The sequence below is a fragment of the Bradyrhizobium elkanii USDA 76 genome, from assembly GCF_023278185.1.
In the GTDB taxonomy this organism is placed as follows: domain Bacteria; phylum Pseudomonadota; class Alphaproteobacteria; order Rhizobiales; family Xanthobacteraceae; genus Bradyrhizobium; species Bradyrhizobium elkanii.
This window is the reverse complement of sequence record NZ_CP066356.1, coordinates 4885103-4904896: the sequence shown is the minus strand read 5'-3', so window position 1 is coordinate 4904896 and position 19794 is coordinate 4885103. Positions and strand designations below refer to the sequence as shown.

Sequence of the window (19794 nt, the reverse complement as noted above, 5' to 3'; positions counted from 1 at the left end):
GGTCCGGCGGCTGGGATGTGAAGACGGGACCTCGCGCGGCCAACATTACGGGCGGTCGCGCGAGACCTCGCTTGTCGTCAGCTTCGCATGAAGCCTTCGCACTCGCCCTCGGCCCAGGCGAGCGTCTTTTCCATGCTTTCACCCTGGTAGTACCGCAGGCACATCTTGGTCAGCGTGGCCTGGAAGTAGATCTGCTGCGCGATCTTGGGCGGCGCGGGCGAGGCCGCAATCGACAGCGTCTGGTGCTTGTAGGGGTTCGGATAGTGGTAGAGCGTCCCCTTTGGCGGCGCTTGCTCCGCCCAGACCTTCAAGGTCGTGAGTTTTTCGTAGGCCGGCAGGTCATAGCCACCGCTGGCGACCACCATCTTCTCGATCGATGCGGGCTGCGACAGGTGCGTCAGCAGGCTCTTGGCCGCCTCCTTGTTCTTCGAGAACGACCAGATCGACCAGAAGAACGGCAGATAGGGCGCGAAACGTCCCTTCGGCCCGGCCGGGAACCCGTGCGTCCAGCATTGCTCCGCGACTTGCGGAGCATCGCGCTTGGCGACCGCCCACGCGCTCGGCGGGTTCATGATCATCGCGCCCTTGCCCGCGACCAGCCATTTGTTGTTGGAGGCATCGTCCCATGCCGAGACGTCGGGCGGCAGGAAGGCGAGCAGCTTCTTGTAGTAGTCGAGGGCCTGGCGCACCGCGTCGGTCTTGACGGTGAGGTTGCCCTTGGCATCGACCAAATGGGCACCGAAGGACTGGAAGATCGCGCCGGCGGTGTCGACACTGTCGCTGGTTTCGCCAAGGCCGATGCCGAACGGGAATCCGGCCTTGTGGCAGGCTTCAGCCGCCTTGAGGAAGGTATCGAGGGTCCAGTTATCGGCTTTCGGCTCGCTTCCGGCCGGATACATCTCCTGGACGTCGATGTTGGCATGCTTTTTCATGAGGTCGATGCGTGAGCAGGGACCCTTGATCTGGCTGCCGACACTGGCGGGTACGCCGAGCCATTTGCCGTTGGCCTGGCCGAGATATTTCACCGTGCCGTTGACCTCGCCGTTCAGCTTGATGAGCGGATCCATGATGTCGTTGACCGGCTCGAGCAGTTCGGCGTTGGCCTGCGGCCACCACGTCGGCATCTGGAAAATGTCGTGACCGGATTTCGCCTGCGCCTCGGCGGCGATGGTGACGATATTCTTGTTGCCCTGGCTGGTGATGTAGTCGATCTGGACCTCGACCTTCTCCTTGGCAGCCCATTCATTGACCAGCTCGGTGGACGCACTGTTCGCGCCGGGCACCCAGTGATCCCAGAAGCCCATCGAGAGCTTTCCGGCTGCATAGGCGCCACGTACGTAGGGGGCTGTAATCAGCGCGGCCGATGACAGCGCTGTCGCCGCGACGAATTCTCGGCGCGAGAGCTTCTTCCGTGACATGGCATTCCCTCCCTGGTAGCCAACGGACAAAAGACTTTTTTTGAATCCCGTTGTTGTTTTTGTGCGTCACGTTTGCGCGACGTCGCGGGATTGCGTTGACACCGATCAGAACAGAATTGCCGGCATCTGTCGAGAAACGAGATGCTGATGCCAACTAGAACTAACGTTGTGGTCAAATAGCAGGCAGTGTCGTTCGCATCATTGCAGTTGCCGGCGGTTAGCCGCGCGTCTTGCGATCATGCTGCGATGCACGCAGAGGGTGACGCAGACAAGGTCGCGGACGGTGCGCGGTTGAGCCGCAGGTTTCCGGCCAAGCCTCAGCGAACCCTGTTCCGCCATGGTGATGCCCGGCGCGGCCGATAGACTTGCCGAAGCCGGAAACGCTAAAGTCCGGATGCGTCGAACCTGACCTCGCATCAATTCTGCAATCCACCACCGATCACGGAGACCCGATCATGCTCATCCCGGTAGCGAAGCTGCGAGCGCAGTGGAGATTGTGCGCCGCAGTTGGGGCCGCCACCGTCACGTTGCTCGCAGTGCCTCATATGGTCGATGCGCAGATCGTGCAGGGCGTCGAAAAGGGTGCGCGCGAGGGCAACAAGGCCGCCGGGCCGGTCGGCGGCGTTCTCGGCGGAGCGATCGGCGGCGTTGTCGGGGTGGTGACCGGCGTAACCGGAGTATTGACCGGCAACAATGGCAATAACGCCACCGGCAGCGGCAAGAACCCGCAGGCACCTGCGGCCGGCGCCAAGGCCTCCAAGTCGGCCAAGGCCGCCGCCAAGGACAAGGGCGCGAAGCAAGCGCCGACCGTGCTGACCCAGGCCGGTGCACCGCAGCTGACCGCCGAACAGATCGTCGCCAACAGCGATGCCAACATCGAACGGATCAAGAAGGAGCTCAACCTGACGCCGGAGCAGGAGAAGAACTGGGCCGGCTTCAACAGTGCGATGCACTATCTCGGCCACAACGGCGCCGACCGACTCAACCTGCGCATCGCGCGGGCGCAGCGCGATCCGCCTGATGACATCATCGAGCAGATGCGCAACGAGGCCCAGTTCCTCAATGACCGGGCGGTCGATCAGCGCGGCGTCGCCGACGCCGCCGAGCCGCTGTTTGCCAGCCTCGACGACAAGCAGAAACAAATCTTCATCAACGAAATGGTCCGCCTGAGCCACGAACGTGGGCTCGACTGAGGAAATCGCGCCGGCCGAGTGGGGACGAATAGCCGGGCCACCATGCCCTGGGGTAGGTTAAAGGCGCAGCACCCGGCTATTCTGCCGCAGCGGCGCGGCCCGGTTAATTCGTCATTCAATGTTGAAGAAAAACGGACCGGATCACGCCCGAGTGATGGCCGAGTCAGGGCCTTGTCGGGAACCATCCACAGCGCAAGCGCGAGCGCGAACGAAGCCGTGGATGGCCGACAAAACCGGCCATCGCGATCCGGGAGCGGCGGTGCTCAGCTCTTCGGGAAGTTCAGCTCCACACCGACGCCGTCTGGATCGTAGAGGAATATCTGGGTGTCGCCGGTGCGCGGCACGATCTGCTCACGGAAGGTGACGTTCTTCGACTGCAGGCGCTTGCGCACGGCCTCGACGTCGCTGGCGGCAAAGGCGATATGGTCGAGGCGCCCGGTGTCCTCATATTTCTTCTCGGTGCCGCGCACCACGATGCCGTCGCGCGGCTTGCGGGTGCCCATTAGATGGACTGTGGCCTGGCCGCCGGAATAGAGCCAGTAGCCGGGGAAATCGAGCGGCGGCCGTTCGCCGTTCTCGAGCCCGAGCACATCGCAATAGAACTCCTTGGTCTTCTCCAGATCCTGCGGCTCGATGGTGTAATGCTGTAGTCCACCCAATGGCATGGTTCTTCTCCTTGAGAAATCGGATTAAACGAAGCTGAGGTCGGCATCGACGCCCAGCATCCAGGCGCCGACCGTCTCGAAGTGACTGAAGCGGCCCTGCAATTGCTGGGTCACGGTGTGGATGTCGCGGAAGCGCCGCTCCAGCGGATGGCCGTCGAAGATCGCGGTGGCGCCGGCGGTGTTGTAGGCGAAGTCGACGGCCTCCCGCGCCTTGTGGATGGCGTGCGTGGCCGCCATCCGGATCGTCATGCGCTGTGCGACCGTGATGCTGTGGCCGGCAACCAGATCCTTCCAGATGTCGGCCATCGACTGCAGCAGGAAGGCGCGGGCGGCGCACAGATTGACCTCGGCCTGGGCGAGGCCGGACTGCACCACGGCATTGTCCCGCAGCGTCTTCTTCATGCCGCGCGGCACCTTGTTGCGGGCGACGTCGACGAAATTGTCGAGCGCGCTGCGCGCAATGCCGCAGGCGACTCCGGCAAAGCCGATCTGGTAGCAGGTGTGGTTGCTCATCCGGTACAGCGGGCCATCCTCGCGGCACTCGCGGTCGAATTCGCGGGTGATCGAATGGTCCGCGCGGACGAAGAAGTCGTCGAGCGCGAACTGGTCGCTGGCGGTACCGCGCAATCCGACCGTGTTCCAGATGTCGGTCCATGCGACGTCCTCGGTCCGCACCAGCATGGTGCGCTCGACCTGCTCGCCATTGGCATCCCGGCGCGGCGAGCCATCCGCGGCATAGACCGGGCAGTGCGCGCCGAGCCAGGTGGCGTGCCGCCCGCCCGAGGCAAACGACCAGACCCCGGTGACGCGGTAACCCCCCTCGCACTCGATCGCCCTGACCTTCGGGCCGGGGCCCCAGGCCAGCACGGCACGCGGGTCGGCAAACACCTCCTGCGCGACCGGCAGGTCGAGATAGGCCGCCGACATCGCACAGCCGCCGGCCTGGCTCAGGCACCACGCCGTCGAGGCATCCGCCTTGGCGATGGTCTCGATGGCATGGAAGAAGGTGACGGGATCGGTTTCGATCCCGTTGGTTGAACGCGGCAGCAGCAGGCGGAACAGCCGCGCCTCATGCAGCCGGTCGAGCAGGTCGGGCGGCAGGCGGCGCGTCGTTTCGATATCGTTGGAGGCGGCCGCCACCGCGTCCCTGATCGCCTCGGCGCGGGCGATCACGTCGCGATCACCGGTAAGGTCGGCAGAAGTCACATTCATGTTCGCCTCCCTCAGGCGCGCCGGATCGTTGCGGAGGCCGCGACGTCAGCCGTCGCGTTGAGCTCCTTGTCGATCTGCTCGATCGATTTGCCACGGGTCTCGAGCCCGAAGAACAAATAGACGGCACCCGCCATCAGGAACCAGCAGCCGAGATAGACAAAGGCGGTCGGGATCTGGGTCAGTGGCACGTCGGGCTTGAGATAGTTGTTCGAACCGACGATCAGCGCCAGCCCGACCGGCCCGATGATCTTGCCGATGCCGCCGAAGCCATAGGCCGAGCCCATCCCCGTGGTGCGCAGATGCGACGGCCAGACCTCCGCCGCGTAGGGACCGACGATCGCAAAGCCGCCATCGGCGAAGAAGAACACGGCGGCCAGCAGCAGCCAGAACGCCGACATGCCGAACAAAGTCGCGTCGTAGTGGTAGCCGGCAATGATCGTCAGCGCGCCGGCGCCGAAGCCGAGCAGGCCGCCGGCAACGCGCCGCCCCAGCAGCTCCGAGAAATAGGAGAACGAGATGCGGCCGAGGAAACCGGTGACGCTGAGCAGGATCATCATCTTGGCGGCTTCCTGCGGCGTCACCTTCAGCAGCAGCACGAACAGCGCGGGCGCCCATAGCGTGATGCCGTAGACGCCGGTCTGCGCGCCGGCATTGCCAAGCCAGGAGACGATCAGGCTGCGCGGATATTTGAACAGGTCGAACCAGCTCGTCGTAACGATCGGACCGGCGTCGGCCGCGCTCGGCAACGGCAGTTCGGAGGGCTGAACCTGTAGCGCCCAGGCCAGCGACTTGCGGGCTTCGTCATAGCGTCCTTGCCGGCACAGCCAGCGCGGCGACTCCGGGACCCAGATCCGAACCAGCAGCACCAGGACCGACGGCAGCACGCCGATCGCAAACAACAGCCGCCACTGATCGGTTCCCATGACGGCTCCCAGCACCGCGCCGAGGCCGACGCCGAGCGGGATCACGCAGGTGACGAGGCCCCCGACCCAGCCGCGCTTGTGCGAGGGCATGAACTCCTGCACCAGCGGCAGGTCGACACAATAAAGTCCGCCGACGCCGGTGCCGACGAAGAAGCGCAGAATCGCCAGATAGACCCAGCCATTGTCGGGCGTGAAATAGAGCAGGCCGGTCGCGATCGAGAAGTTCAGCACCGTACCGATGAAGACGATACGCCGCCCGACCCGGTCGGCGAGCCAGCCCCAGAGATAGGCGCCGAGGATGGCGCCGATGCCGGAGCTCATCAGCACGGTGGCCGACTGGCCGAAGGTGAGTTTCCAGGGCCCGATCAGGAATGCGAGCACGAAGCCGATCAGGAAGTAGTCGAAGAATTCCAGCGCATCGCCGATGATGGCCGCCGCAAGGATCTTGATCTGGTTGCCGGTCAGAGTCGTCCGGCGATCGAGAATCTCGAACATGGCGCGTCTCCCCATGGCGCCTGTTCATTATTGTTCGGAGCGTGCGTCGCGCCAGCGCATCGCCCATAGGCTGAGGCTATCCTCGCGCCAGCGCGAACGACAAGCCCGCGCCGACGCGGGGCTCATCTGCATTGGCGCGATAAGCGGTTCGGCTTACTGCTGCGCACAAATGGTGGTGCGAAAGCCCGATGGGGGCCGCCGGAGCCGTTGACTTCTGCAATGTCGATCGCCCACGTTTGCGTGGACGAAGCGGGGAGCAGCCGGGTGGACGAAAAGCGCAAGCATCCGCGAACCGAGGTCAATGAACCCGGCTATGTCTCGTCGGGCGGTTCGGTCATGCATTGCACGATCGTGAACATCTCGCCGGAGGGGGCGGCCATCGAGGTCGAGAATCCGGCCTTCGTCCCGCACAGATTCCGCCTGGTGATGGCCCGCGACGCCTCGGTCGTGTATGAGTGCCAAGTGATCTGGAGCAAGAAGACGCGAATTGGAGTGAGTTTCGTGGCGACCGCCTGAGCGCGGCAATCTCGATTGGGGACGCCCATGAACCAGCGTGCCAAGGGGACCCGGGTTCATTGCTGGAACAGCAGGTGATCCGCCGATGACGCCGGAACCCGCAACGATCTGCCTTGGCTGCTGGCAAAACCTGCATATGCCGATCCCGTTGCGCGGCCCCTTGTCGGCGCCGTTTCGTCTGTTCGGCGTCGGGCCGAGCCGCATGAACCCGAACACATGCACGATCTGCGAGATGGCCTTCTCGAAAATCATGAAGGCGCGCGCCGTGACCATCGACGCCACCATCCTGTTCGCCGATCTGCGCGGCTACACCACGCTGACGCAGACCATCGCGCAGGACGGGCTGACCTCGCTGCTCGACGCGTTCTACGACGACTGCGCCGCCGCGATCTGGCGCTATGACGGCATCCTCAACAAGACCATCGGCGACGCCGTGTTCGCGATCTTCAATTTCCCGGTGCGGCGCGACGATCATGCCGTGCAGGCCTTGCTCGCGGCACGCCAGATCCAGCGCAGCTTTCGCGACAGGCACGACGCGCTGGTGCGGGCGATCGGCGCCGGCGACATCGAGATCGGCATCGGAATTGTTTCCTGCGTGAATTGGCTTTCGCGTGAATTGACGCGGCGCAAAAAAGACGGCTCCAGCGTGCAACTGCGCGCCGAAGCCGTCGGGGATGGTCGTTTGCCGATTACGAACGGCGCCTCAACGCGGGCTAGTCACGTTCGTTCCAGGCCCCATCAAGAATCGTTCGGGGCCGCCATTAGCGCCACATGCCGCGCATCCGGGCACCGATGTCGATCGGCGGCGCGCGGTTGGCCGGGGATGCTTGCGCGGCCGCGGCGCGCGGCCAGGTGGTCCGCTCGAACATCGGCAGCAGTCGTTCCGGGATGAAGCGGGTGCGCGAGGCGTACATGTGGCGGTCGCCCTTGGCGGCCTGGCCGTGAACGAAGAAGCGCTGCGGAACCAGCAGATGCAGATCGTCCTTGGCGCGGGTCATCGCGACATAGAGCAGGCGGCGCTCCTCCTCGAGTTCGGCCGACGTGCCGGCGCCGAGGTCGGAGGGCATACAGCCGTCGACGACATTGAGCACATAGACGGATTTCCATTCCTGCCCCTTGGCGGAATGGATCGTCGACAGGATCAGATAATCCTCATCGAGCAGCGGCACGCCAGCCTGGTCGCTGGTCGCATCGGGAGGATCGAGCGTGAGTTCGGTAAGAAAACGTTCGCGTGACGGGTAGCCGGCGGCGATCTGCTCGAGCTGAATGAGATCGGCGCGGCGCACCTCGCTGTCCTCGTGGATGCGATCGAGATGCGGTTCGTACCAGAGGCGGGCGCGTTCGATGTCGACGGGCCATTCCGAGTAGCGGAGGTTCTCGATGGCCTCCACGAACAGCCGCCAGTCCGCACCGGCGCGGGGCGGAGCGGGCAGCGCGACGAGCGCAGCAATCGGATCGGCGGCCTCGGTCATGCGGTCGAGCACCCGCTGCGCCGAGGCCGGGCCGACGCCGGGCAACAGATGCAGGATGCGAAAACCTGCAACCCGGTCGCGTGGATTGGCGGCGAAGCGCAGCAGCGCCAGCATGTCCTTGACATGCGCGGCGTCGAGGAATTTGAGGCCGCCGAATTTCACGAACGGAATGTTGCGGCGGGTCAGTTCGACCTCCAGCGGCCCGCTGTGCGAGGAGGTGCGGAACAGCACCGCCTGGTGCTTCAGCAGGGTGCCTTCCTCGCGATTGGCCAGCACCTGCTCGACGATGTAACGGGCCTGATCGGCCTCGTCGCGGATCGTGACGAGCAGCGGCTTGCGCGTCGAGGTCCGGTCGGTCCACAGGTTCTTGGTGAAGCGTTCCTTGGCGAGCGAGATCACGCCATTGGCGGCCGAGAGGATCGGCTGTGTCGAGCGATAGTTGCGGTCGAGCGTGACGATCTCGGCGGCCGGGCTGAACTGGGCCGGGAAGTCGAGGATATTGCGCACGGTGGCGGCGCGGAACGAATAGATCGACTGCGCGTCGTCGCCGACCACGGTGAGCCCGCGTCCTGTGGGCTTGAGTGCGAGCAGGATCGAGGACTGCAGGCGGTTGGTGTCCTGATATTCGTCGACCATCACATGGTCGAAGCGGCCGCCGATCTCCTCGGCCAGCGCGGCGTCCGTCACCATCTGCGCCCAGTAGAGCAGGAGGTCGTCGTAATCGAGCACGTTCTGCCGCTGCTTGGCTTCGACATAGGCGCCGAACAGCTGTTTCAATTCACTGGCCCAGCCGGAGCACCACGGGAAGAACTGGCCGAGCACGGCCTCGATCGGCATCTCCGCGTTCACGCAGCGCGAATAGATCGCAAGGCAGGTGCCCTTGGTGGGGAACCGGCTTTCGGTGCGGGAGAAACCGAGGTCGTGGCGGACCAGATTGATCAGGTCGGCGGAATCCTCACGGTCATGGATCGTGAAGGCCGGGTCGAGGCCGATACGCTCGGCGAATTCGCGCAGCAGCCGCGCGCCGATGCCGTGGAACGTGCCGGCCCAGCTCAGCGCATCGGTCATGACCGAGGCGCGATCGCCGAGCACGCGGCGCGCAATGCGCTCGACGCGGCCGGCCATCTCGGCGGCGGCGCGCCGCGAAAAGGTCATCAACAGGATACGGCGCGCATCGGCGCCGGCGACGATCAGATGCGCGACGCGATGGGCGAGCGTGTTGGTCTTGCCGGACCCCGCGCCCGCGATCACCAACAGCGGCGCGCCGACGATGCAATCCTTGCCGACCCCGTGCTCGACAGCACGGCGCTGCTCGGCATTGAGCGCATCGAGATAGGCTGTGTTGGCAAGATCAGTCACGAATCACCCCCACGAAACGCTAACAGACATTGCGATTCATTGGGGCCGACGCACCGAGGCGGATGCAGAGAAATTAGATTGACATTAACGCAGCGCGGCGCACAACCCCGCCATGGGTGACGTATCCAAATCCGACACGCCGCTGAAGGCGACGTTCAAGGTGCGGCTGAACGGCGAGACGGTGACGCTCGCGACCGTCGGCCAGGCCTATCGCTTCATCAGCAATCTCAGCGCCGTCGAATGGATGGAGTTCCGCTCGCTGCATGACGAGGCGCTGGTTGCGCTCGAGAGAGCGGCCGGGAACGCCATGCTGACAGTGCAAGCGACCAACGCGTTGCGGATGCTGTTCGTCCGCGCGAAATTGCTTTGAAAAGAAATGGGCCGCCCTGGTGTTCCCTTGGCCCTCCAAGGCGGCCCGAGAGTACGGCTGAAGTGCATTGCGCGCCCGGCCGTCGCGTGTACCGCCGTTACCTTGTTTGCGGCCATAACGAACAGGGCCTTACGCAACATCAGTCGATTCGGCTGTAGCCGCCGCACCACAATCAGGAGCCAACGTCGTCGACCAGGCGGTCGTACACGAGCGCGGACCGGAGGTTCATGGTTGCGATCTTCAGATAACCCGGCTCGCGCATGGCGTTGTTGAACATCATGATCGCCGTCTTCCAGTAGCCGCGCTCACGCTGATCCAGGTTCAGCGCGGACAGGTAGTCCGCAGCGTCGCCAACCGTTGCGAGCGTTCGCCCGTCCTTCAGCGTAATCGGGAACGCAAGCGGCGACCGCTTCTCCAGCTCCAGCACGTCAGGCTCCCCCAGGACCAAGCAGCAATAGGACAACGCAGCAATAACAGGAACAGACCTAGCTGCGCCGCTATATCAAAGCCTTAAGGGGACGTCCGGCCCGGTTGGGGCGGACGGTTCAGAAAGAATCCGCCAGCGCGATCTCCGCCTTCAGCGCATCGATGCGCCGTTCGGCTTCCTCGGACGTCAGGTCGCGCGCGTACTGGTTCGGCTGATAGGCCTCCTCGGCAAGGCTCCTCAAGCGCAGCGCCTGGGCACGGGTCATCAGCCCGCCAAGGCGCTCAGCAACCCCACCATATCTTACCGCTGCCACGCTCATTGCTTGCCTCGTTTGCTGGATCGTGACTTGACAATATGTTCTATTTTTGTTCTAAAACGCCATGGACAACAAAATCAATGAAATTCGGCGTAAGATCAGCACATTGCGAGCTGAGATGACCCTGATCGAGGCGTCGATCCGGGATCAGGTCAACCGCGACCTCGATTGCAGTGAAGCGTCGTACCGGCTGATGGCGATGCGAGCCGAAGTGGCCGAGCTCATCGTCCGGTGGAAGGCCGCCGGCGGCGGCGAGCGTCTCCCCACGGTACGCGAGCGGCTCAGCCGGAGCTTCGAGGATCGCGCCGGTGCGAAGGTCAAGGTGGACAAGGCGAAGAAGCCCGGGGCCAGTCACAGCAACGCTCGGGTGTGATCGGGCCGTTCGACCAAAGAAGGGAGCCTCGAACACCGGCTCAGGCCCAAATCAGGTTTCAAGGCTGGAACCCGAGCCGCAGGATCTGCATTTTCTTGTGGTGAGAGCCAACACGATAGCATCGCCCAGCGCCATGATCGCCGATCCGACCGCGCCACCGCGGGCATCGATGAATGACGATCGCAGTCCGCTGCTGACGCTGATCTCCTGCATCAGCTGCATCAGGACGATGCGGCTCGAGAGCAGCCATCCGGGTAGCGAGGGCAGGGATATCCTTCAGTACCGCTGCGAGCAATGCAGCCGCATCGAGCGGGTGCAATTGGTGCGGCGAAGCTGGCCGGCGGAACGCTAAAGCGTGATGAGATCAGGTTGAACCATCATCGCGCTTTAGCTCCTTGTTTGAGCATGATCTCCGCGCAAACGCGTCCCGCGTTTGTCGCGAGGGAAAACCGCTTCGCACTTTTCCGGATCATGCTTTAGCCCTTCCATTTGAACTAGGAGCGGGCTTTCGCCTTTGGTCTGGCCGCGACGTCACGCGCGATGGCATCGAACTCGCCCGAAGCGTCGGCGGACGGGCCGCTCGTCGCGCTGTCGACCCCATGCCCCGTCAACTTCGCGAGTTCGCGGCTGAGGTCGTGGATGTGGTACGGCTTGCGCAGCACCGGAAAGTCGGACCTCACGTCGCGCGCGCTCTCGCTGTAGCCTGTCGTCAGCAGGATCGGCAGCTCGGGCTTTCTGTCCCGGATCGTGCGCGCCAGCTTCAGTCCATCAATCCTGCCGGGCATGACGATGTCGCTGAACACCACATCGATCCCGTTGGCGTCGATTTCCGACAAGGCTGCCTCCGCGTTCGAGGCCCAGCGCACGGTGTAGCCGAGCTGTTCGAGCAGGCCCGTGCTCGCATCGGCGACGGCAGGATTGTCCTCGATCAGCAGGATCGTGGCCGAGCCGGGCGCGCGGTGCCCCGTAGCCGTGCGCTGTGCGGGCGCGGTCCCCCGCGGGAGATAGATGCTGACCGTCGTGCCCTTGCCGAGCGCGCTTGTAATCTCGACCCGGCCATCCGCCTGGTGCGCGAAGCCATGAACCTGGGACAGCCCAAGGCCGGTCCCTTTGCCGACCGGCTTGGTGGTGAAGAAGGGATCAAAGACCCTGTTCATGACATCGTCGGGAATGCCTTCGCCGGTGTCGGTAACGCTGACGACCACCTGGGCGGCTTCCGGGACATTGCGCGCCTCGATGGTCAGCTTGCCGCCGCCGGCCATCGCATCCCGCGCATTGACCACGAGGTTGATCAGCGCGGTCTCGAATTCTGTCGGATCGACGAAGATCGGCCAGAGATCCGCTCTGATCTCCATGTTCAGCTTGATCGCGCCGCCAAGCGCGCTGGTCAGGACCTCGCGCACCGCGGCGATCCTGTCAGCGACGTTGATGATCTGCGGATTGACGCTTTGCCGACGCGCGAAGGTGAGGAGCTGCCTGGTCAGGGATGCGGCACGCTCGGATGCGGTTTCGATCGCGCCGAGTGCAAGCCTGCCCCGTTCGCTCGTTACCTCGCGCTTGATCCGGTGCAGATTGCCGGAGATGATCATCAGCAGGTTGTTGAAGTCGTGCGCGACTCCGCCCGTCAACTGACCCAGCGCATCCATCTTCTGCGATTCCGCCAGCTGACGCTGCACCTGTTCGAGCCTCTGTTGCGCGTCGCGCCGCTCGGAAATGTCCCGGGTGATCTTGGCGAAGCCGACCAGGCTGCCGTCGCTGTCGCGGATCGGATCGATCACGACGCTCGCCCAGAAGAACGAACCGTCCTTGCGGACTCGCCAGCCTTCCTCCTCATAGTGCCCGGTCTCTTGCGCGATCTTGAGTGCGCGGGCCGGCTTGCCGGCGGCCTGGTCGGCCGGCGTATAGAACCGCGCGAAGTTCTGGCCGATGATCTCGCCGGGCGAATAGCCCTTGATGCGCTCGCCGCCGGCGTTCCAATTGGCGACGATGCCGGCCGGCGTCAGCATGTAGAGCGCATAGTCGGTGACATTGCTCACCAGCAGACGGAACTGGCTTTCGCTGGCCTCGAGATCCGCGCGCGCCCGATGCCGCTCGGCGATGTCGCGGATGACCATCACGTAGCCGACGAGCTTGCGCTTCTCATGGATCGGATCGATGACCACAGCGGCGTAGAATTGCGATCCGTCCTTGCGGAGACACCAGCCTTCGGCCGCTGAGTGCTTTTCCTTCCGCGCCATCTGCAGCGCTTTCGCCGGAACGCCGGATGCGCGGTCTTCGGCAGGATAGAAGACCGAGAAGTGCTTGCCGAGGATCGCCTTGGCCGGATAGCCGGTGATGCGCTCAGCACCCTTGTTCCAGTTGATCACCCGTCCATCGGGCGCGAGCATGCAAATGGCGTAGTCGACCACGCCGCCAGCCGGCGGCCGAAAATCGCGCCGGCTCGCAACGATTCCCCGTTCGAGCTGTTCTGATTTCTTAACCATCACCGATCCTGCCCCCGCCGAAACGCGCGGGGGAAGCCAATGTTCCATGCGGACACGAGGATCGCGGGGTAATCCGACCGGCTTGGGTCGGCCTTCAGAAAAGTCCCGCCGGCGGTTGGAACTTTTGGTTCCAGTCGCGATTAAGGTACTCGGTTTGCGTCAGAAATTGCGGCTTTGGCGTTTTCCCGCTTGAATAGATCAAGGGCAGTCATTCTTATGGTCGCACTGGCCTTTCCGAGTCTCTGGATTCGCGGCCAGCGCGTAGGGGAAATTACATGACCGATCTCGGTTCGCCGCCTCGTCCCCGTGCTGATACACGCCACGCCCAATCATCCAACGGAAGCCTCGATTCCTCGCACGACCTGCTGCAATCGCTGCAGGCGATGCGCGCCGGCGACTTCTCGGTTCGGATGCGCGGCGACTATCTCGGCATCGACGGCAAGATCGCGGACGCCTTCAACGAAATCGCAGCCGCCAACGAGCGCATGGCGCAGCAATTGGCGCGCGTCGGCCAGGTCGTCGGCCGCGAGGGACAGACCCGCCAGCGCGTCAATTTCGGCCTCGCCAGCGGCGCCTGGGCCGATATGGAGAGTTCGGTCAACACGCTGATCGACGATCTGCTGTGGCCGACCCGCGAAGTCACCCGCGCGGTCGCCGCGGTGGCGCAGGGCGACCTGCTGCAGACCGTGCAACTCGACGTCGAGGGCCGGCCGCTGCGCGGCGAATTCCTGCAGTCGGCGAACATCGTCAACACGATGATCAAGCAGCTCTCGGTGTTCACCTCGGAGGTCACGCGCGTGGCGCGCGAAGTCGGCACCGAGGGCAAGCTCGGCGGCCAGGCCCAGGTGCCGGAAGTGACCGGCGTCTGGAAGGACCTGACCGAGAGCGTCAACTCGATGGCCAACAACCTGACCGGCCAGGTCCGCAACATCGCCGAGGTGACGATCGCGGTCGCCAACGGCGACTTGTCCAAGAAGATCACGGTCGACGTTCGCGGCGAGATCCTGCAGCTGAAGGAAGCCATCAACACGATGGTCGACCAGCTGCGTTCGTTCGCGTCGGAAGTGACGCGCGTGGCGCGCGAGGTCGGCACCGACGGCAAGCTCGGCGGCCAGGCGATCGTGCCCGGCGTCGCCGGCACCTGGAAGGACCTCACCGACTCCGTGAACGCGATGTGCGGCAACCTGACCGCCCAGGTGCGCAACATCGCCAACGTGACCACGGCCGTGGCGCGCGGCGACCTGTCGCGCAAGATCACGGTCGACGTCAGCGGCGAGATTTTGGAGCTGAAGGACACCATCAACACGATGGTGGACCAGCTCAACTCGTTCGCGTCGGAAGTGACGCGCGTAGCGCGCGAGGTCGGCACCGAAGGCAAGCTCGGCGGCCAGGCCCAGGTGCCCGGCGTTGCCGGCACCTGGAAGGACCTGACCGACAACGTCAACTTCATGGCGTCGAACCTGACCGCGCAGGTCCGCAACATCGCCGACGTCGCGACCGCGATCGCCGGCGGCGACCTCTCGAAGAAGATCACGGTCAACGTGTCGGGCGAGATCCTTCAGCTGAAGGAAACGCTCAACACCATGGTCGACCAGCTCAACGCCTTCGCGTCGGAAGTGACGCGCGTGGCGCGCGAGGTCGGCACCGAAGGCAAGCTCGGCGGCCAGGCCAACGTGCTCGGCGTCGCCGGCACCTGGAAGGATCTGACCGACAACGTCAACTTCATGGCGTCGAACCTGACCGCGCAAGTCCGCAACATCGCCGCCGTGACGACGGCGGTCGCGGGCGGCGACCTCTCCAAGAAGATCACGGTGGACGTGCGCGGCGAAATCCTCGAGCTGAAGGACACCATCAACACGATGGTGGACCAGCTCAACGCCTTCGCGGGCGAGGTGACGCGCGTGGCGCGCGAGGTCGGCACCGAAGGCAAGCTCGGCGGCCAGGCCGAGGTGCGCGGCGTCGCCGGCACCTGGAAGGATCTCACCGACAGCGTCAACTCGATGGCCTCGAACCTGACCGCGCAGGTCCGCAACATCGCCGAGGTCGCGACCGCGGTGGCGAAGGGCGACCTGTCGAAGAAGATCACGGTGAACGTGTCGGGCGAAATCCTTCAGCTGAAGGAAACGCTGAATACGATGGTGGACCAGCTCAACGCCTTCGCCGGCGAGGTGACGCGCGTGGCGCGCGAGGTCGGTACCGACGGCAAGCTCGGCGGCCAGGCCGAGGTGCCCGGCGTCGCCGGCACCTGGAAGGACCTGACGGACAGCGTCAACTCGATGGCCGGCAATCTCACGGCGCAGGTCCGCAACATCGCTGAAGTCGCGACCGCGATCGCCGGCGGCGACCTGTCGCGCAAGATCACGGTCGACGTGCGCGGCGAGATCCTTCAACTGAAGCAAACGCTGAACACGATGGTCGACCAGCTCAACCGCTTCGCGGGCGAGGTGACGCGCGTGGCGCGCGAGGTCGGCACCGACGGCAGCCTCGGCGGCCAGGCCAACGTGCCCGGCGTCGCCGGCACCTGGAAAGACTTGACCGACAACGTCAACTCGATGGCCGGCAACCTAACCGCGCAGGTCCGCAACATCGCCGAGGTGACCACCGCCGTGGCCCGCGGCGACCTGTCGCGCAAGATCACCGTCGACGTGAAGGGCGAAATCCTCGAGCTCAAGAACACCATCAACACGATGGTGGACCAGCTCAACGCGTTTGCGGGCGAGGTGACGCGCGTGGCGCGCGAGGTCGGTACCGAGGGCAAGCTCGGCGGCCAGGCCGAAGTGCCCGGCGTCGCCGGCACCTGGAAGGATTTGACCGACAACGTCAACTTCATGGCGTCGAACCTGACTGCGCAGGTCCGCAACATCGCCGAGGTCGCGAGCGCGATCGCCGGCGGCGACCTCTCCAAGAAAATCACGGTGGACGTGCGCGGCGAGATCCTGCTGCTCAAGGACACCCTGAACACGATGGTCGAGCAGCTGCGCTCGTTCGCCGCCGAAGTGACGCGCGTGGCGCGCGAGGTCGGCACCGAGGGACGGCTCGGCGGCCAGGCCGTGGTGCCCGGCGTCGGCGGCACCTGGAAGGACCTCACCGACAACGTCAACCTGCTGGCCGCGAACCTGACCACCCAGGTGCGCAACATCGCCGAAGTCACCACCGCGGTGGCGCGCGGCGACCTGTCGCGCAAGATCACGGTCGACGTGAAGGGCGAAATCCTCGAGCTCAAGAACACCATCAACACCATGGTCGACCAGCTCAACGCCTTCGCCGGCGAGGTGACGCGCGTGGCACGCGAGGTCGGCACCGAAGGCAAGCTCGGCGGCCAGGCCGAGGTGCGCGGCGTTGCCGGCACCTGGAAGGATCTCACCGACACCGTCAACGTCATGGCGGTCAACCTGACCGAGCAGGTGCGCGGCATCGTCAAGGTGGTGACCGCGGTCGCCAATGGCGATCTGAAGCAGAACCTGACGGTGAAGTCGAAGGGCGAGGTGGCCGCGCTCGCCGACACCATCAACAACATGACCGAGACGCTTGCGACCTTCGCCGAACAGGTCACCAGCGTGGCGCGCGAGGTCGGCGTCGAGGGACGGCTCGGCGGTCAGGCCAACGTGCCCGGCGCGGCCGGCACCTGGAAGGATCTCACCGGCAACGTCAACCTGCTCGCGGCCAACCTGACCTCGCAGGTGCGCGCGATCGCGGAAGTGGCCACCGCCGTGACCAAGGGCGACCTGACGCGCTCGATCCAGGTCGACGTCCGCGGCGAAGTCGCGGAGCTGAAGGACAACATCAACACGATGATCGGCAACCTCCGTCTCACCACGGAGCGCAACACCGAACAGGACTGGCTGAAGACCAATCTGGCGCGCTTCACCAACATGCTGCAGGGCCAGCGCGATCTTGCGACCGTCGGCCGGCTGCTGCTGACCGAGCTTGCGCCGCTGATCAACGCGCATATGGGCGTGATCTACCAGGTCGACAATCCCGAGACCGCGCAGTTGCGTCTGTTGTCGGCCTATGCCAGCGACAGCAGCAATCCGCATCCGCAGATCGTCCAGTTCGGCGAGGGATTGATCGGCCAATGCGCGCTCGACAAGCGCCAGCGCCTCGTCTCCGAGATTCCCGGCGATGCGGTGCCGATCAATTCGGCCTTGATGCGGATCATGCCGAAGAACCTCGTCGTGTTTCCGGTGCAATTCGAGAACCAGGTCAAAGCGGTGATCGAGCTGTCCTCGATCTCCTCGTTCACGACCTCGCAGATCACCTTCCTCGAACAGTTGACCGACAGCATCGGCATCGTGCTCAACAGCATCGAGGCGACGATGCAGACCGAGGCGCTGCTCAAGCAGTCGCAACAGCTCGCCGGCGAGTTGCAGACCCAGCAGAAAGAATTGCAGCAGACCAACGATCAGCTGGAGCAGAAGGCCCAGCAGCTTGCCGAACGCAACGTCGACGTCGAGCGCAAGAACCAGGAAATCGAGCAGGCGCGGCGCGCGCTGGAAGAGAAGGCGACCGAGCTGTCGCTGACTTCGAAGTACAAATCCGAATTCCTCGCCAACATGTCGCACGAGTTGCGGACGCCGCTGAACTCGATCCTGATCCTGGGCCAGCAGCTCACCGAAAATCCCGACGGCAATCTGACCGGCAAGCAGGTCGAGTTTGCCCGCACCATTCACGGCGCCGGCACCGACCTGCTGAACCTGATCAGCGACATCCTCGATCTCTCCAAGATCGAGTCCGGCACGGTGACGGTCGAGGCCGAGGAAATCCTGACATCGAGCCTGCTCGAGACCGTCGGACGGCCGTTCCGGCACGAGGCGGAGAACCGGCATCTGTCGTTCAGCATCGATGTCGACGCCAATCTTGCGCGCAGCATGGTTACCGACTCCAAGCGGCTGCAGCAGGTGCTCAAGAACCTGTTGTCGAATGCGTTCAAGTTCACCGCGGAAGGCGGCGTCAGCCTGACCGTGTCGGCCGCGCTCGGCGGCTGGAGTGTGGAGCACCCGATCCTCAATGCGGCGCCTGCGGTCGTTGCGTTCGAGGTGTCGGATACCGGCATCGGCATTCCACAGGACAAGCAGAAGCTGATCTTCGAGGCGTTCCAGCAAGCCGACGCCGGCACCAGCCGCAAATATGGCGGCACCGGTCTTGGACTGGCGATCAGCCGTGAGCTCGCGGGTCTGCTCGGCGGCGAGATCCATCTGCGCAGCGCGCCGGGCAAGGGCTCGACCTTCACGCTCTATCTGCCGCTGAAATATGCCGGACCGTCGGTGGCGCTGCGTCAGCAGGCTCAGCCGCTCCCGATGCCGCACACGCCGGCACCGGCGCTGCAGGCGTCTGGCGCGCAAGAGCGTGTGATCGAGCAGCTTCCGGACGACCGGCTCGATCTCGAGCCCGGCGACACCATCCTGCTGATCGTCGAGGACGATCCGCATTACGCGCGGGTGCTGATCGATCTGGCGCGCGACAAGGGCTTCAAGGTGCTGGTCGCAAGCCGCGGTGCCGAAGCGCTGGATCTCGCCAAGCAGTTCCAGCCGAGCGCGGTGTCGCTCGACGTCTTCCTGCCCGACATGCTGGGTTGGACGGTGCTGAGCCAGCTCAAGCACAATCCGCTGACCCGTCACATTCCGGTTCAGATCATCACGCTCGACGAGGACCGACAGCACGCGCTGGCGCGCGGCGCCTTCTCCTTCGTCAACAAGCCGACGACGACGGAAGGCGTCAGCGCGGCGCTGTCGCAGATCAAGGAATACGCCAGACCGCGCCGCAAGCGCCTGCTGATTGTGGAGGACAATGCGGCGGAGCAGCTCAGCATTACCGAACTGCTCGGGCACGAGGATATCGAGATCGTGACCACCGGCACCGGGGCAGGGGCACTCTCGACATTGCGCGAAAATCCGTGCGACTGCGTCGTGCTCGACCTGCGCCTGCCCGACATGAGCGGTTTCGAAGTGCTGGATCAGATCCGCAAGGACGAGGCGCTCTCCAATATTCCCGTTGTCGTGTTTACGGGCCGGGAACTTTCGGCCGAAGAAGACGCGGAACTGCACACGATGGCGCGCAGCATCGTCGTCAAGGGCGTGGAATCGCCGGAGCGCCTGCTCGACGAAACGTCACTGTTCCTGCACCGTGTGATCACGGAATTGCCGGTCGAAAAACAGAGGATGCTGGAGAAGCTCAATAGTTCCGACGAGGATCTTATTGGCAAGACCGCACTGCTGGTCGATGACGATGCCCGCAACATCTTCGCGCTCTCGAGCGTGTTGGAGCGGCGAGGTATGAAGGTGTTGACTGCGACAACCGGTCACGAGGCCATCTCGCTGGTCGAATCCAATCCCAAGATTGCCATCGTGCTGATGGACATCATGATGCCGCAGATGGACGGTTACCAGACCATCGGCGCCATCCGGCAAAACTCCGCCTTCGCGCGGCTGCCGATCATCGCGCTGACCGCGAAGGCGATGAAAGGCGATCGAGAGAAATGCCTGGAGGCAGGCGCGTCCGACTATCTGGCGAAACCCGTGAACACCGAGCAACTGCTGCTGGCGATCCGCATGTGGCTGCACCGCTGATCGGCG

At 64.4% G+C, this 19794-nt stretch carries 14 protein-coding genes; 6 read left to right on the top strand and 8 right to left on the bottom strand.

The window, feature by feature from the left end; all coding sequences use genetic code 11:
- Positions 1–77: 77 nt before the first annotated feature.
- A complete protein-coding gene (locus JEY66_RS23915) occupies positions 78–1418 on the bottom strand; it encodes an ABC transporter substrate-binding protein (protein WP_018271633.1) in 1341 nt (446 codons plus the stop codon).
- A 455-nt stretch (positions 1419–1873) separates the two neighbouring features.
- On the opposite strand from JEY66_RS23915, the gene JEY66_RS23910 reads away from it, so the two are divergent.
- The gene (locus JEY66_RS23910) at positions 1874–2611 is read left to right on the top strand and encodes a Spy/CpxP family protein refolding chaperone (protein WP_026192763.1); all 738 of its coding nucleotides are present in this window, start codon (positions 1874–1876) and stop codon (positions 2609–2611) included.
- A gap of 263 nt (positions 2612–2874) precedes the next feature.
- On the opposite strand, the gene JEY66_RS23905 is transcribed toward JEY66_RS23910, so the two are convergent.
- From JEY66_RS23905 to JEY66_RS23895, 3 genes are read right to left on the bottom strand one after another with little or no spacing between them, the layout of a single operon-like run.
- The gene (locus JEY66_RS23905; protein WP_026192764.1) at positions 2875–3276 is read right to left on the bottom strand and encodes a VOC family protein; all 402 of its coding nucleotides are present in this window, start codon (positions 3274–3276) and stop codon (positions 2875–2877) included.
- A 24-nt stretch (positions 3277–3300) separates the two neighbouring features.
- The gene (locus JEY66_RS23900) at positions 3301–4488 is read right to left on the bottom strand and encodes an acyl-CoA dehydrogenase family protein (RefSeq protein ID WP_018271636.1); all 1188 of its coding nucleotides are present in this window, start codon (positions 4486–4488) and stop codon (positions 3301–3303) included.
- Between the two features lie 11 nt (positions 4489–4499).
- Positions 4500–5906, bottom strand: a complete 1407-nt coding sequence (locus JEY66_RS23895; protein ID WP_018271637.1) for an MFS transporter — start codon at positions 5904–5906, stop codon at positions 4500–4502.
- Positions 5907–6125: 219 nt separating this feature from the next.
- Here JEY66_RS23895 and JEY66_RS23890 point away from each other — a divergent pair, with 219 nt between their 5' ends.
- Positions 6126–6422 (top strand): PilZ domain-containing protein, encoded by a 297-nt coding sequence (locus JEY66_RS23890; RefSeq protein WP_210291394.1) that lies wholly within the window; start codon positions 6126–6128, stop codon positions 6420–6422.
- Between the two features lie 761 nt (positions 6423–7183).
- Here JEY66_RS23890 and JEY66_RS23880 read toward each other — a convergent pair.
- Positions 7184–9253 carry an ATP-dependent helicase gene (locus JEY66_RS23880; protein ID WP_018271639.1) on the bottom strand — a complete coding sequence of 690 codons (2070 nt, stop codon included), beginning with the start codon at positions 9251–9253 and terminating at the stop codon, positions 7184–7186.
- Between the two features lie 112 nt (positions 9254–9365).
- Between JEY66_RS23880 and JEY66_RS23875 the strand changes: the two genes are divergently transcribed.
- Positions 9366–9623, top strand: a complete 258-nt coding sequence (locus JEY66_RS23875; protein WP_018271640.1) for a hypothetical protein — start codon at positions 9366–9368, stop codon at positions 9621–9623.
- Positions 9624–9795: 172 nt separating this feature from the next.
- On the opposite strand, the gene JEY66_RS23870 is transcribed toward JEY66_RS23875, so the two are convergent.
- Together JEY66_RS23870 and JEY66_RS23865 are read right to left on the bottom strand one after the other, a co-directional pair.
- On the bottom strand, positions 9796–10050 hold the full coding sequence (locus JEY66_RS23870; protein WP_016845793.1) for a hypothetical protein: 255 nt from the start codon (positions 10048–10050) through the stop codon (positions 9796–9798).
- 118 nt (positions 10051–10168) lie between these two features.
- Positions 10169–10369, bottom strand: a complete 201-nt coding sequence (locus tag JEY66_RS23865; RefSeq protein ID WP_026192767.1) for a DUF3072 domain-containing protein — start codon at positions 10367–10369, stop codon at positions 10169–10171.
- A 61-nt stretch (positions 10370–10430) separates the two neighbouring features.
- Here JEY66_RS23865 and JEY66_RS23860 point away from each other — a divergent pair, with 61 nt between their 5' ends.
- Both JEY66_RS23860 and JEY66_RS23855 read left to right on the top strand, forming a co-directional pair.
- On the top strand, positions 10431–10739 hold the full coding sequence (locus JEY66_RS23860; RefSeq protein ID WP_018271641.1) for a hypothetical protein: 309 nt from the start codon (positions 10431–10433) through the stop codon (positions 10737–10739).
- A gap of 169 nt (positions 10740–10908) precedes the next feature.
- A complete protein-coding gene (locus JEY66_RS23855) occupies positions 10909–11091 on the top strand; it encodes a hypothetical protein (protein WP_225646739.1) in 183 nt (60 codons plus the stop codon).
- Positions 11092–11233: 142 nt separating this feature from the next.
- On the opposite strand, the gene JEY66_RS23850 is transcribed toward JEY66_RS23855, so the two are convergent.
- Entirely contained in the window at positions 11234–13222 is a 1989-nt protein-coding gene (locus JEY66_RS23850) for a hybrid sensor histidine kinase/response regulator (protein ID WP_018271642.1), read from the bottom strand.
- Between the two features lie 275 nt (positions 13223–13497).
- Here JEY66_RS23850 and JEY66_RS23840 point away from each other — a divergent pair, with 275 nt between their 5' ends.
- The gene (locus tag JEY66_RS23840) at positions 13498–19788 is read left to right on the top strand and encodes a HAMP domain-containing protein (protein WP_018271643.1); all 6291 of its coding nucleotides are present in this window, start codon (positions 13498–13500) and stop codon (positions 19786–19788) included.
- Positions 19789–19794: the final 6 nt, after the last annotated feature.